General features: G+C 41.1%; 12 protein-coding genes. 4 read left to right on the top strand and 8 right to left on the bottom strand.

Annotation, left to right across the window (positions count from 1 at the left end; genetic code table 11):
• Positions 1-206 precede the first annotated feature (206 nt).
• On the top strand, positions 207-1,151 hold the full coding sequence (locus tag AR1Y2_RS08515; protein WP_137328575.1) for an ABC transporter ATP-binding protein: 945 nt from the start codon (positions 207-209) through the stop codon (positions 1,149-1,151).
• A complete protein-coding gene (locus AR1Y2_RS08510; RefSeq protein ID WP_137328574.1) occupies positions 1,148-1,903 on the top strand; it encodes an ABC transporter permease in 756 nt (251 codons plus the stop codon). The genes AR1Y2_RS08515 and AR1Y2_RS08510 overlap by 4 nt, the downstream gene beginning before the upstream one ends.
• Before the next feature lie 151 nt (positions 1,904-2,054).
• Here the strand turns inward: AR1Y2_RS08510 and AR1Y2_RS08505 are convergent, their stop codons facing one another.
• Genes AR1Y2_RS08505 through AR1Y2_RS08495 form a run of 3 tightly spaced genes read right to left on the bottom strand, consistent with a single transcriptional unit; the run spans position 2,055 to position 6,652 of the window.
• Complete coding sequence (locus AR1Y2_RS08505; RefSeq protein ID WP_137328573.1) at positions 2,055-4,613, bottom strand: hybrid sensor histidine kinase/response regulator; 2,559 nt, start codon at positions 4,611-4,613, stop codon at positions 2,055-2,057.
• A 5-nt stretch (positions 4,614-4,618) separates the two neighbouring features.
• Positions 4,619-4,981 carry an Hpt domain-containing protein gene (locus AR1Y2_RS08500; RefSeq protein WP_137328572.1) on the bottom strand — a complete coding sequence of 121 codons (363 nt, stop codon included), beginning with the start codon at positions 4,979-4,981 and terminating at the stop codon, positions 4,619-4,621.
• 18 nt (positions 4,982-4,999) lie between these two features.
• Complete coding sequence (locus tag AR1Y2_RS08495) at positions 5,000-6,652, bottom strand: diguanylate cyclase (RefSeq protein ID WP_137330228.1); 1,653 nt, start codon at positions 6,650-6,652, stop codon at positions 5,000-5,002.
• A gap of 161 nt (positions 6,653-6,813) precedes the next feature.
• Here AR1Y2_RS08495 and AR1Y2_RS08490 point away from each other — a divergent pair, with 161 nt between their 5' ends.
• A complete protein-coding gene (locus tag AR1Y2_RS08490; RefSeq protein WP_137328571.1) occupies positions 6,814-8,277 on the top strand; it encodes a GntR family transcriptional regulator in 1,464 nt (487 codons plus the stop codon).
• Here the strand turns inward: AR1Y2_RS08490 and AR1Y2_RS08485 are convergent.
• The gene (locus AR1Y2_RS08485; RefSeq protein ID WP_137328570.1) at positions 8,274-8,816 is read right to left on the bottom strand and encodes a cysteine hydrolase family protein; all 543 of its coding nucleotides are present in this window, start codon (positions 8,814-8,816) and stop codon (positions 8,274-8,276) included. The genes AR1Y2_RS08490 and AR1Y2_RS08485 overlap by 4 nt on opposite strands.
• 216 nt (positions 8,817-9,032) lie before the next feature.
• Between AR1Y2_RS08485 and AR1Y2_RS08475 the strand changes: the two genes are divergently transcribed.
• Entirely contained in the window at positions 9,033-10,016 is a 984-nt protein-coding gene (locus AR1Y2_RS08475) for a serine hydrolase domain-containing protein (protein WP_137328569.1), read from the top strand.
• Between the two features lie 124 nt (positions 10,017-10,140).
• Here the strand turns inward: AR1Y2_RS08475 and AR1Y2_RS08470 are convergent, their stop codons facing one another.
• From AR1Y2_RS08470 to AR1Y2_RS08455, 4 genes are all read right to left on the bottom strand, one after another.
• The gene (locus tag AR1Y2_RS08470) at positions 10,141-10,653 is read right to left on the bottom strand and encodes a hypothetical protein (RefSeq protein WP_137328568.1); all 513 of its coding nucleotides are present in this window, start codon (positions 10,651-10,653) and stop codon (positions 10,141-10,143) included.
• 118 nt (positions 10,654-10,771) lie between these two features.
• Positions 10,772-11,488, bottom strand: a complete 717-nt coding sequence (locus tag AR1Y2_RS08465) for an N-acetylmannosamine-6-phosphate 2-epimerase (RefSeq protein WP_137328567.1) — start codon at positions 11,486-11,488, stop codon at positions 10,772-10,774.
• Between the two features lie 69 nt (positions 11,489-11,557).
• Positions 11,558-12,469, bottom strand: a complete 912-nt coding sequence (locus AR1Y2_RS08460; RefSeq protein WP_137328566.1) for a glycyl-radical enzyme activating protein — start codon at positions 12,467-12,469, stop codon at positions 11,558-11,560.
• Positions 12,466-14,769, bottom strand: a complete 2,304-nt coding sequence (locus AR1Y2_RS08455; protein ID WP_137328565.1) for a pyruvate formate lyase family protein — start codon at positions 14,767-14,769, stop codon at positions 12,466-12,468. Before AR1Y2_RS08455 ends, AR1Y2_RS08460 begins: the two co-directional genes overlap by 4 nt.
• Between the last annotated feature and the right edge of the window lie 14 nt (positions 14,770-14,783).

Raw genomic sequence — 14,783 nt, 5'->3', positions numbered from 1 at the left:
TCGCACAATCTTCCGCCTGCTGCGGACATTTTTCTTTCATTCTAAGTTTAAACACAAGAACTGTCAAGCTGGGCTGTAACGCCCCGTCTTCCCTTCCACTTCGCTTTTGTTTACAAAACCGGACAGAAAAAGAGAGGAATGAAATATTTTCTCAAGCTATGATGATTGCGAAATTGACATAACAAATCTAAGAAGGAGGACTTATTATGAACGCTATTCAAGTTCAGAACGTACACAAAACCTACAAAAATGGGATCAAGGCATTAAACGGATTAAATCTGACCGTAGAATCCGGAGAAATCTTCTCCCTTTTGGGACAGAACGGTGCCGGTAAATCAACTTTGATAAAATTATTGACAACTTATCTAAAGGCTGATTCCGGCAACATGGCAGTCTTTGGGAAAGATATCAGGGCAGACCCTTTGTCCGTCCGTTCCAAGATTGCATGTGTATCTCAACAGTTATCCATTGATCCTCATTTGTCACTTAAAGAAAATATGATGTTCCAAAGTGAACTATATAAAGTTCCGCAAAAGCAGGCAAATCAGCGTATGGAAGAGTTGGTCAAAGTATTTGACCTGGCTTCCTTTTTGAAATATCCTGTAGCTTCGTACTCCGGCGGTATCAAAAGACGTTTGGACATTGCCATGAACATGATGTCAGGTCCCAAGATTTTATTTTTAGATGAGCCGACAGTTGGAATGGATATCCAGTCCCGCTTGGCTATGTGGAATATGATGAAAAGAATAAAGGCTGAATTTGGTACTACCATCTTTTTGACAACCCATTATTTAGAAGAAGCCGACAGCTTAAGCGATACCATCTGCATCATGAGAGACGGGCAGACGGCGGTTCAGGGATCCCCTTTTGAATTGAAGGGATATCTCCGCCAAGACAGTGTCAAGGCCGTATTTTATACAAAAGAACACGCAAAGGCAGCTAAAGAACAGTTATTCAATCATTTTGTTGAATATAAGATTACGGTACAGGATACTGTGATGACTGTGATCTCACATGACAGCAGGCATACCATACAGACCGTCATCCAGTTTTTTTTTGAGCATCAGATTCTCTTCAAAGGAATTGAGATAACACAGCCAAGTTTAGAAGATGTATATATAAGACTGACAGATAAGGAGGCAATAAAATGAGTACAATCACAATATTAAAAAAGAACATCAAATGGCGTTTTCATAACCGTTTTACAATCCTGATCACCATATTACAGCCCGTTTTATGGCTGCTTCTCTACAGTGGGGTCGCAGGACAGACGATGAACAATACTGGGATAAAAAATTACACAGCATATATATTTCCCGGGCTGATCGTTCTCGTTAGTTTTTCTGTGTGTTGCAGCAGCGGGATGATGAATTATATGATGAAATCAGATGGGAGCTTTTACAGGATCCTGATTGCCCCCATAAACAGGAATTCCATTATTTTAGGACAAGTATTAGAAGCGGTGCTTTGCTCATTTCTGGAAGCAGGCATTCTATGTCTGCTCGGCCTGCTCTTCTCTATAAACTTGTTCCAAAACGCCGCAGGATTATTCGTCATTGTTTTACTGATTTTTCTGACCGCATTTTTTATGGCCGCAGTATCATATGGGATCAGCCTGATTCTGCCCAATGAGATGATGTTTGAAACACTTATGAACGCAGTTGTTCTGCCCCTTTTCTTTTTAAGCTCTGCCCTGTTTCCGGTAGATGAAATACGGGGTGTGTTAAAAATATTGATCAATCTCAATCCCTTTACACATGTAATCAGCAGCATACGTTCTATTATATTTTATGGAACAGTCCGATGTAATGAACTGCTGTTTCCCATAATTCTTCTTACTGTGATGTCAATTCTGGCTTTTTTGTTTGCCAGATATAGATTAGAGAAAGAGACTGATCTATAAGGAAGAGAATCTGTTTCTACAGATTCTCAACTTTCTGAACGAAAACAGACTTTTTTAAAGGTTCAGCTTGGATGCCCGGCACCTCTCTGTATTCATCCTTTGTAACAAATATAAAAGCGCATGCCGCGAGACATACGCTTTTTAACTCAATTTATATTAGATATCTTTTTAACAAACGAGTTAATTCTAAAACATTGATTGGCTTTGCTATATGGGCATTCATACCGCACTCATAGCAACGTTGTATGTCGTCAGAAAAAGCATCTGCACTCATAGCGATGATTGGAATAGATAGAGCATCAGGATCATTTAGCCCCCGTATCGCTTTTGTTGCCTCAAACCCTGTCATATGCGGCATACGGATATCCATAAGAATGGCATCGTAATACCCTGCTGGAGATTTTTGAAACTTGTCCAGACATATCTGTCCATCTTCTGCCCAATCCAGTTCCACACCCAAGTCAGACAACAATTCACTTGCAACCTCCCAGTTAAGTTCATTATCCTCAGCAAGCAAGATACGGCGTCCAGATAAATCAATAGTTTGGTTCAATGTCTGGTCATATTCTGTTTCAATATCCATATATTGACGCAAAGCGTGATACAGCGTAGATTTAAAAAGAGGCTTGCAAATAAACCCACTAATACCCGCTTCACGGGCCTCCGCTTCAAATTCACTCCAGTCGTATGCAGAAATCAGCAGAATCGGTACTTCGTCTCCTAGATTCTTCCGGATTTCTTTTGCCACCTGAATCCCATTCATGCCAGGCAGTTTCCAATCCAATAAAATGATTTGATAATCCTCCCTCTTTATGTGGTGTTGGATTACCAGTTCTATCGCCTTTTCTCCACTTAATGTCCATTCAGCTTTTATTCCGATGTCTTTTAGTGTATCAATGGCTGCCTTACATAATAATTCGTCATCATCAACCACCAGCATATTCCAGGAGGGAAGAACCATATCCATTTCTACTTCAACCACTTTTTCAAAATCAAATGTGAGAAGAAATTCGGTTCCTTTATCAGGCTCACTTTTTATATCAATGGTTCCTTCCATTGCGTCAACAATGTACTTAGTAATCGCCATTCCCAAACCGGCACCCTCAGTTTTATGTATTCTGGTTCCATCCGCACGGCTATAAGATTCATATATTTTTTTCAGGAAATCTGACGACATACCAATTCCGTTATCTTTGACCTTGATATGAATTCGGACATAGTTTTCTCCTTTCGGAGATTTTTCTTCAGTAAGGGATAATTGTATCGAACCGCCCTCCGGTGTATACTTCGTTGCATTTGACAAGAGATTTAGCATAACCTGATTCAAGCGGACACCATCGCACCACACATTTTCTGTTAAAATATTTTCAATATGTATATGAAAGGTTTGTTTTTTAGTCTTAATCTGTGGCTGCATAATGTTAACAATTCCTTCAACAACTTCCTTTAAAGAAATTTGTTCTGTTGTTAAAGTTAATTTACCACTTTCAATTTTAGACATATCTAAAACATCATTGATCAATCCTAACAGATGCCTGCTCGATAAAGTAATTTTTCTAAGGCAATTCTGTACCTGTTTCTGGTCATCTATGTGAGCTGTGGCAATTGCGGTCATGCCGACGATTGCATTCATGGGTGTACGGATATCATGACTCATATTTGCTAAAAATTTGCTTTTGGCTTTGTTCGCTTCAAGAGCCGCCTGCTGAGCATTCTCCAATTCATACACCTGAGATCGGGTTATGGAGAAATACCGAAGAAAAATCAATGTTAAAATAATTAAAATAGAAGCACAGGACAATAATGTCATGAACATACGCTGGCTGCCCAGATTGTTTATAGCATCATCCAATCTACTATAAGGCATTACCGATACTAAATACCACTCAGAATAGGGCAATGATATACCGTATATTTGCCGTTCCTCACCATTTACTTTAAATGTTGTAGCATATTCTTTGCGATTTTTTAGTGCAGCACCAAATTCTTTAATAGAATTTTCTACAGATAACTCATTTGTAGTCGAATCAAGCTGCTTTTGTAGTTGTCCAAAGAAAGAGCTTAACTCAGTGTTAGGATTCTGTATCACAAAACTACCATCCGGCCTGATAATATGATAATACATCAGCTGCCCTTCATCCTCTAAGGAAAGGAAATCAGTAATATATTCCAGAGGAACGGCTGCAATCAAACCAGTACTCTTATCGCCATTGTGCATCGGATAAGCAGCATCAATGCCAAACAATACCACTTTATTTCCGGCAGAATCAACGCCAACAGCGACTCGCCGTTCCCCCTGTAATAATGCTTCTACAAAAGGTTTTGGGTTAAGTGGCTGTATGGATTTCCCATAAAGTGTCTGAAAATCTCCCTCGGCAGAACAAAGCGCTAAATAGTCAAACCCCCTGACCTGTGCCCTGTAAATGAGTTCCTCATATAGATTCTTTCTGTCTTTGTTATCTGTTGATACAACAGAAACAACTCCGCTGACCTGATCAAATCGCAATTTAATCACATTTTCAAAATGTCTGGACATTTGTTCATTCATACCGGACATATAAATATTTCCGATTTCATAAACAGTTTTTTTACTTTTTCGGCTCATATAGATGCCGAGCAGACTGAAAATAATAATACTAAAGATCAAAAGCCCAATAAAGCTGAATATTAGAAAACGTGTTGTAGAATTCTTGTTTTTGCTGTTTTCCACTGATGCTATTCCTCCTTAGAATTCTTAAAGTCTTCTATAACATTGATTATTTCATAATAATCCTTTGATAATTTCGGCATCATATCAACAGCTTTATTCCAATCATTTTCTCTTAATGCCTTTGTTACCAGACTACTGCTTTCAAACAATCTGGTAAAAGAAAGATTTTGACAAATTCCTTTGAGTGTATGAACGGCTCTTAGCGCCTCTTCATGGTCTTTATTCTCCATAGAGGCTTCTAATAAGTGAAAGCTTTTATCGTGCAGGAATTTATATACAAATTTTTGAACGATTTGTTCACGCCGCAGTCTGCCCAATACTTCCTCAAAATCGCCGCCAAATTTTATATAACAATCTTTTAGATTCATAATCATAATTCCTCCTTTTTAATTGTTGTCTGTAATATCCTCATTCTCGTCCAGAAAACATACAGTCACCTGATTTTTTGCTTTTTTTGAAAGATACATCATATTGTCTGCAGCTTTAAAAAGTTTTTTTATGGTTCCTATTCCATATGCTCCGCCTATGCTGACAGACATATGTAGTTCGGGATGGTCATCAATTATCAGACGATCAACAGAGTGTCTGATTCTCTCCAATTTTTGCTCAAATATATCTGCAGGTATACTAAAAAAGATAATTAAAAATTCATCGCCCCCATAACGGATAACGGCATCTGTTTTTCGTACACAGGATGAAACAGTTTGTGCAATGTTTTGCAATACGATATCGCCTACATCGTGGCCATAATTATCATTGATGTGTTTGAAATTATCTACATCGATTACGACCATTGCCTGAATACCATCTGCGCCTTGAAAATGCTCATCATAATAACGGCGATTGTAGACACTGGTTAAGGAGTCAATATATAATAGTTGAAGATCTCGTTGTTTGCGAGACAGAAAGGTGTATTTTTCATAGGAAAACAGCCTGTCATAGTCTATTTTATTTCTTATATCTTGAATATTTTTAGTCTCTCGTTCTGTGGAGACATCCATAAGTTCACTTTCAAGTGTGTCCGCAATTTCTTGCAGGCACAGTAAAAGAGTAGGATTAAATGCACCACATCGTCCTTCTAAAATCATTTTCAAAGCTTCTTCATGTGAATAAGCTTTCTTATAGCATCGTTCACTGATCAAGGCATCGTATACATCAGCCAGCGCAACCACCTGGGCAGCTATGGGTATTTCTTCTCCCTTTAATCCATCCGGATAACCACTGCCATCATACCTTTCGTGGTGCCATCGACAAATCTCAGAAGCTACTTTGACAAGCGGGGCTTCCTGTTGCTCAATGGACAAGTCTAATAGCATATTAGCTCCAACCATTGAGTGAGTTTTTATCACTTCAAATTCCTCTGGCGTAAGCCGTCCAGGTTTATTCAATATCGCATCTGAAATCGATATTTTTCCAATATCGTGCAGCGCAGAAGCGGTGCTGATCAAAGAAATATCTGCTTTGGACAAGGGATATTGATCAGTAAGCTGTACCAGCTGATTTAGCAAATATTTTGTAATAGTATTAACATGCAATATATGCAAGCCACTCTCTCCATTACGGAATTCCACAATGTGAGACAGGATTGTAATCATCAGCTTATTATTTTTTTCCTGCTCATGAAATTGTTCTGCAATAATTTTTTCAAGACGCTGCTGTCGTGCATATAAAAGCATTGTATTAGAAATTCGGCGCTGGACAATGGTCGAATCAAAGGGACGGCTGATGTAGTCAAAGGCCCCCAAATCGTAGGATCGCTTTATATTTAAAGGAGAGTCATCAGCCGAAATCATAATAACAGCAAAGGTGTCATTCCAGTGGTATTTGTTTATGTAAGCTAATACTTCAAATCCATCCATGCCAGGCATCATAATATCCAGAAGTAGAAGAGAAAAATCTGTTCTTTGCCTTGAAAGGATAGAAATTGCTTCTATACCATTATCAGCCTCTACCACATCATATTGTTCTTCCAGGATATCTGCTAAAAGGGCACGATTCATTTCTGAATCATCGACAATTAAGATTTTTTGTTTTTCCATGATACTCAAACCTTTTCTTTTAATTTTTACAATTTTATTATAAATGTCATCCTTACATACTGGCAATATCCATATTGGTAAGGTGTGCAAATAGGTTTGCGTTTTTACTACTGACAAAATAAATTCATCATGATATAATTCGGACAGATAGGAGACGAGTTATGAAGCCACAAGAAACAAAATTTACATTTGTATATAATGAAATTAAACAATGTATTTTGGAGGGCCAAATACCTCCCGGAAATGCTTTGCCATCTTCAAGGATGTACTGCGAGCAATTTCATGTAAGCAGATATACGATTAACCGTGTCTTTGACGCATTGCGGACAGAAGGACTGGTTGACATTCAGCCCCGTCTTGCACCAATTGTTGTTTCAAAAAAAGATACTTGTCATTCATCAAATACTGTTTTCGAGATTTTAAAACAAAAGGAAGGCATTTTACAGGTATATCAGACTTTTGCTCTAATACTACCTTCACTTATGGTTTTTGCTTTGCAGGGGTGTGACGTGGAGATAATGCCTCACTATAAACAGGCTGTGAAAGCATTACGTTTGGGATATGTCTCAGGTGGATGGTCATCTCCTTCTAAATTAGGATATGATATCTTAAGAATCGGTGGTAATTCCCTATTCAGCGAACTATATTCTACATTTGGCCTTTATAACAAGCTTGCATTTTTTACTGAAAATTGTCCCTATTTCTCTAAGCACTTTTTGCAGGGGTCTGCATCTGTAACCAATGTTATCATAGATATATTAAAGGGCAATGATCCACTCACAAAGTACAACCAGTTATCAAATATGTACCAAGAACTTACGGATTCTATTGAAAATACGTTAAATCATCTGTCAGAGAGAATGCCAAAATGTCCTGCACAGACTGGCTTGAAGTATTCGTGGAATCCCATGCGTGGTCAAGATTATTACTACTCAAAAATTGTTGATGACATTAATCTAAAAATTGGTCTTGGAGAATATCCTGTTGGAATGTATCTTCCATATGAAAAGCAGCTGGCTAGTCAGTATGATGTCTCTTTATCGACAGTCAGAAAGGCATTGTCAGAACTTGAACAGAGAGGTTTTGTAAAGACGTTAAACGGTAAAGGCACTATAGTTATAGAACCAGATGATACTAGACTTCATCAGCTGGCTCTTAATTCCGGGTATGTAGATAAGGCATTACGTTACCTTCATGCCTTACAGCTAATGGTACTGATTATTCGCCCGGCTGCTTTAGCTGCAGCTCCGCACTTTACGAAAGCAGAACTGGACGAGTTAGAAGACGGATTTACTTCTTCTGGATCTATTTATTTAACAGCTATTTTGGAATCCATAATGAAACATACCAGATTAGAACCTTTCTATGTTATATTATCTAAAACCAATCTTCTTCTTGAGTGGGGGCACCATTTTGCTTATTATCCGTCCAAGAAACACACACTTTCAAATCTCAACAAGCAAGTCATTCTAGCGTTCCAGCAGTTAAGGAAAGGGAATGCGAGCTCCTTTGCAGATGGCATAGCAGATTGTTACCGTTACAATTTGGTTTGTATGAAGAAGCATATGTTAGAAAAATATAGGTTTCACAATGTAGCTAACATTCGGATTCCAGAAAAATATTAGATTAAAAGATCCTCAGATGCCAGATCCTCCACTGTCATGATTGTTGCAAATTTTTGATTCAAAGAAGCCAGAAAGACATTCTGCTCAATTTCTGCAGGTATCTTTTCTCCCTGCCATTCTAAATCTTTTGTGGCACAGGCATCGGATATGAGTGTCACCTGATAGCCCAGATCCTTCGCTGCTCTGACCGTTGTATCAACACACATATGTGTCATCATTCCGCACACGGTCAATTCTGTCACAGAAGATTTTTTCAATTCTGCCTGCAGCTCTGTCTCAAAAAAACTGTTTGGATAGTGCTTTTTGATGATCTTTTCTGTATCAAGAGGCTTGATGTTCTCAGAACTCTTTACCCCCTCTGTATTCGGTACAAAAAAAGGCGCATCTTTTGCCGCAATATGCTGGATATAATAAACTTGATAGTTCATATCTCTAAAATACTTCAAAAGTCTCTGGATTGCCTTTAATGCGGCTTCCGGTTGATGCAGCCGGCATTTCACATTCTCAAAATAATCATTTTGAACATCAATGATCAGCAAAGCTTATTGGTTTCCACTTCCCTCTTGTAATATCGTGTACTAACTCTAAAGGACAAGTATATTGATTCCGAATCTTCATCTTATCACTTCCTTTCAACAACAAATATATCATTAAATATTTTTTAAAAATAGGGCTTGTAATCAATTTTTAATGGCTTTATCCTTAATCTTAAGGATATCCTTTATCACAAAAAATGAATGATTAAAGGAGGAATTATGATAAATCAATCAAACATGCAGGAGCTGGAAACCATCATCACTAAGGACTGCGGTAACATTGCAGGCGTAGTTATATTAAAGGACGGTGAAACTCAATACGAACATTATTTTAATGGCTGTACTGCCGTAAGCCGCATCCACATATATTCTGTGACAAAAAGCATCATCTCTATTTTGATCGGAATTGCCATAGATAAAGGGTACATTGCAGACATTGGCCAGAGGGTGCTGGATTTTTTCCCTGATTACATCCCAAAACAGAGAGAAAAAACAATACAAAATGTAACGTTACGGGATCTGCTGACCATGACAGCCCCATATAAATATAAATTCGCACCTTACGTCAAATATTTCACTAGCGATGACATGGTAACATTCAGCCTCGACTTGTTGGGAGGCAGGGGAAAAATAGGACAATTTAGGTATACTCCACTCATAGGACCTGATATTTTATCTGGCATTCTAAGAAACGCCACTGGACAGTCTGTATTTGACTTTGCCTCTGAACACCTTTTCCGCCCTCTTGGGATCACGGTAGAGCGCAGTGTAATATTTCATTCCAAAGAAGAACAGATGGCATTTAATAAAGCCACGGATATCAGCGGCTGGGCAGTTGATCCATCCGGGACTAATACTGCGGGCTGGGGTCTTACACTCTCTCCTGTGGATATGGCAAAGCTGGGCCAGTTATACCTAAACGGCGGCCTGTGGAATAAGAAACGTATTGTCTCTGCAGAGTGGGTCAGCGAGAGTACAAAGGAACACAGCCGGTGGGAAAGGATGAGTCTCTCTTATGGATATTTATGGTGGATTCACGAGGACGGCTTTGCGGCCATGGGGGACGGCGGAAATGTGATCTACGTCAATACAAAGAAAAATCTGACCGTCGCCATCGCTTCTCTTTTTAAACCAAAGGTGACCGACCGGATAGAATTTATTAAAGAATATATAGAACCAAGATTTGAAGACTGTAAGGAATAAGGGCGGGAAAACATCCAAACAGAATAAAATTGGCAAGCCCATAGCCTCTCCCCATCGTAAGAACAAAAATAATCTGTGTGCGGTAGTTCTACCTGCCGTACACAGATTATTGTAATTACACATGCTAGCAAAATCTAATTTTTCTATCACCAGTCACGGAAAAGTTAGTAAAGCCATCGATTAAACATACGTGATCAGTCCCATATGCGGCAACTAGATTATTTGCGACTGTACCATAACTGCCATCTAATTCAGGTCTGGCCAGGATTGCCCACGTTTCGTCTCCAAAAGCAGGCATCTCTCCCACTGCAGTATCCAGATGTGAAATCTGAAAATGACGTGCATACACGCAGTCCGGCTCTCCTATATGATATAGTACAAGTACAAAACAAGAAGTAAAAACCCCTCCTGCAAGAACATATTGATTGCTTGCTACCCTTGTTGGCTGCTCTGCCCGCTCATGAAGGATTTCCCGCATCTCTTTTCCTTCAGTAGCTTGCATTCCCATATGTAAGGGTACAGGAGCCGTGAGAACCTGGGCATATCCGCTTGGATTATCTGGAATCGTGCTGAATAAACTAGGCAGAGTTATCAAATCTCTCACCGGCATATGCATGTCTATGTGATAATATCTCATAAAATACCTCCCTGTAAAAATAATAAGTTCCGTTTTGCATATGATAGCACAGTCTTTTTACAGTCTCTATATTTTATGGCGAATGACGCATCACAGAATGTGAATAACTTCTTAAGGCCTACTCCTGATAGCCTGAAATCAAATCCGTAAATCGTTTTGCAGTCAGATGAGGCCTTGTGATCGCACTTCCGACAACCACCGCATGTGCCCCAAGATACAGACATTTTACCGCCTCTTCCGGAGTATTGATATGCCCTTCCATCATCACATACACATCATCTTTAAAATCCCTGCACATCTTTGCAAAGGCTCTCATATCCTGGCTCTCAAAATGTTTGGTCGCTTCTGTGTATCCAAACAGAGTAGGCGCTACAATGTCCACGCCCAATTCCACAGCTTTTTTTGCTTCATCGTAAGTAGAGACATCAGCAAAGATCATGGCTTCAGGGATTTCCCTCTTTACATCTTCCACAAGCTCCCATGCATGGCGGCCTTCCTTTGTCATCCGGTCCGTGCAGTCCATTGCAATGATTTCAGCGCCGGCTTCCCAGACCTGCTTTGCTGCTTCCAGTGTAGGAGTGATAAAAACCTCTTCATCACCTCTCTTAATTTTATATAAACCGATCAGCGGCAGATCCACTACATTTTTGATGGCCTTGATCTGCTCCGGAGAATTGGCGCGGATCCCGACAGCTCCCGCCCACTGTGCAGCTTCTGCCATCTTAACGACCATATTATCTGTATAGATCGGATCCTCCGGCTGTACCTGGCAGGATACGATCAGACCCTTCATAGATTCTAAGATTGCTTTTTTTCTTTCATCTGCTGTTTTCATGTCATTAACTCCTTTTTGGTTGCCTGTTTTTGTTTCATAAAGGTATCATAACATATTATCCGGTAAGTTTCAGTCTCCTCCGATCTGAATTTCCAATCCTTTTTCCTGTCCCATGGAACAAAAACGCTCCAAGTCCTTCTTTTTTAAGGATTCCTGGCTTTTGAGAAGATATGGCATGCCCAGCCTCTCATATTTTCCAATGCCCAAGGTGTGGTAGGGAAGCAGCTGAACCCTTTTAATGCCAAGGGAAGCCGTTTCTTTAAAAATCCCTGTGATGGATTTCTCATCAAAATTAAATCCGGGGATGACAGGTACCCGCACGATGATTTTTTCGGGAACTTTTCTTGCAAGGTACTTTAAATTACCCAACACCAGATTCAGGTCCCCTCCCGTATACCGGTAAAAGTACTCAGGATCTGTATGCTTTAAATCAAATAGAAAAAGATCAATCCACGGAAGGGCTTGTTTCACTTGATCTGCCGGAACATGGCCGCAGGTCTCTACAGCGGTGGATATCTCGGCTGCCCGGCACTGTCTTAAAAGCTCCATAAATCCCTCAAATTGTACAAAGGCCTCGCCCCCTGACACGGTCACCCCACCTCCGGATTCTTCATAATAATCCCTGTCCCGGAGAACCTCCGCCATGATGCTTTCCACAGTCCGTTTTTCCCCTGAAAAACGGATAGCGTTCTGAAGGCAGCTTGACTCGCATCTGCGGCATTGCCTGCATTTATCCCTGTGGATCAGCGGCCTGCCCTCTTTCATCTCAATGGCCTGATTCGTACAGACACCGGCGCAGGTTCCGCAGCCCACACATTTTTCCTTATAGTACATCAGTTTACTTCCTATAGTCTGGGATTCCGGATTTGCACACCAGAGGCAGTGAAGAGGACACCCCTGCAAAAACACAGTGGTACGGATCCCCGGACCGTCATGGATGGCAAACCGTTCAATCTCCATAACAGACAGCTGTTTTTTCATCCCCTCATCCCAAACCTTTCCTCATCATAGGTGGACCGGCTCAAAAGCTCCTGCTGCACATTCGGTGTCAGGTTGACAAACACCGCCGAAAAACCGCTGACCCTGACGATCAGATCCGGATACATTTCCGGATGCTCCACAGCATCCTCCAACGTGGCTTTATCCACCACCGTCACCATAAGATGACAGCCTCCTTTTTTAAAATACGTCTTCATCAGCTGCTTGATGATCTGTCTGTTTTCTCTGAACATGGACGGCGAGAACTTAATATTCTGTACGGATCCTCCATGGTATCTGGCATCAAATTTGGAAAGCGAATTTAACATTGCAGTGGGCCCGCTCTTATCCGCTCCTCCCTGTGGGTTGTTAGCCGGATTCATGTACATCCCGGACAAACGTCCGTCTGGTGAGGCAGCAGTCCTGTTTCCCCACTCTGTGTTTAGCTGGTTATTGCTGATGACAATGAGAAAATACTGCATTCCCTTCCTGATTCCACGGTCCCGGACTCCCTTCGCCACAAATTCATACAGATCATTGGCCATGCCGTCGGCTGTATCCAGATCATTTCCATATTTGTCACAGGCAAGACAGTCTTTCCTGACAGCTTCGTATCCCTCAAAGTTGTGCAAGACTGCCTCATGCAGTTCTCTTAATGTATACTTCTTCGTGTCATAGACCAGATGCTTCACTGCCCAGAGGGAATCCGAGGTATTGATATTACCGTAAGTCTCATTTGTCCCACCCAGATAGCGGACTCCGCCGTCTAAAAGAGCCTTTCCCCGTTCCAGACAGTCATCGGTCAAAATGCTGGTGAACAGAAAAGACACCTGCCGGTTCATGACCTCATAGGAATGGTACTGTGCCTCTACAGACAGATCCAGGTAATAGTCAAGAAAGCTTTGATAACCCTCATAAAAGGATTCAAACGTACGGTATTCCTCCAATTTCTTTAGCGGAAATCCTCCAGACTTGTTTTTCCCGTCCATAGGATCCACGCCCTCATTCATAAATATATTGAGAAGCTTTAAAAGATTGATACAGACATTGGGAGTTCCTGTACTCTGCCCCTGTATAACATATTCCGTACATCCAAAAGGGACGTACTGCTCTGCCGTTTTTTCGTCTACCCGCATCCCATAAGCAACTGCCGGAATATTTACATCATCATTATAGAGAGTTGGATATGTTGCTCCAACCTCTAATGCATCAAAGGCTTCATTCCAGATCTCGTCAGAAGTATCCTGATCCAGACGAAGTGTAAACTGCGGTTCTACATAACGACAATTTTTTGCCACTTTCATGGCAATATGCAGAAACTGATCCGCTTCCTGCGGATGTTTCCGTCCTCTTCCCCCTACGATGATCCTTCCGTTGACTGTGGTCCTCCTGTTTTCGATCATGGTCCACAGGGAATGGACATAACGGTAGGCCTCTTCCTTGGTAATCCTGTTGTTTTTTAGATCCGCGGCCAGATACGGGCCCAGATAATCATCCAGGCGCCCGTAGTTGATGACCCCCGAAAGCAAGGCGTACAGCCAGATCAGCTGTAGGGCCTCATGGAAGGTTTCCGGTTTCTCTGACTGAATCTTTTTTAGAGATCTGCACATGGTCTCCAGCTCTTTCCGGCGTCCCTCATCACAGGTTTTCTTTTGTTGTTCCGCCATCTCACAGAGATACTGCGCTGACTGCACGAAAATGTCAAGAGTTCCCAATGCCCCTTCATAAAAATGATTGCCAGGACTCTGCCTGCTTTTTTCTTCGATGTCCTTTCTTAATCCGCCGATGCCTTTTTGAAGGAGCTTCGGATAGTCCAGCATCATACCGGACAGCCTTGCAGTGGCAATCAGTGGATATTCACAGTCTATAAACCGTCCGATGGTATCTTCGGTGAGTACCTCTCTGCAGTAAACCGTTTTCAGGTCATGCTCCAGCCAGTAATCATAAAGAATATCTGTCCGCTTTTTTTCTGATTCTGTAGTAAGCTGGGACTGAAATTCTCTGAGCTTATGAAATACACAGTAATGGCCGACTCCGCCCAGGGAAGTGACACACCCAAACCCGATAGGCAGAAAATCCAGCCTCCCTGCGATCAGATCCTCAGATTCAATACTCCTAAACATTCTCGGATATAAGACCTTCAGGCATTCCACTTCCCGGACTTCCTTCGGGGCATCCGCATAGGTCTGATGCACCTTCGTGTATTCCTCCATAATCAAAAGCTGTTCCTTCAAAGACTTTTCACACGGGATTTTTAAACTTACCTCTACATTCTGGGCTCCGTCCACATCAAATTGAACCATAGCTGTTCCTCCTT

Source organism: Anaerostipes rhamnosivorans (assembly GCF_005280655.1).
GTDB lineage: Bacteria > Bacillota > Clostridia > Lachnospirales > Lachnospiraceae > Anaerostipes > Anaerostipes rhamnosivorans.
This window is presented reverse-complemented; position numbering and strand designations above follow the sequence as displayed.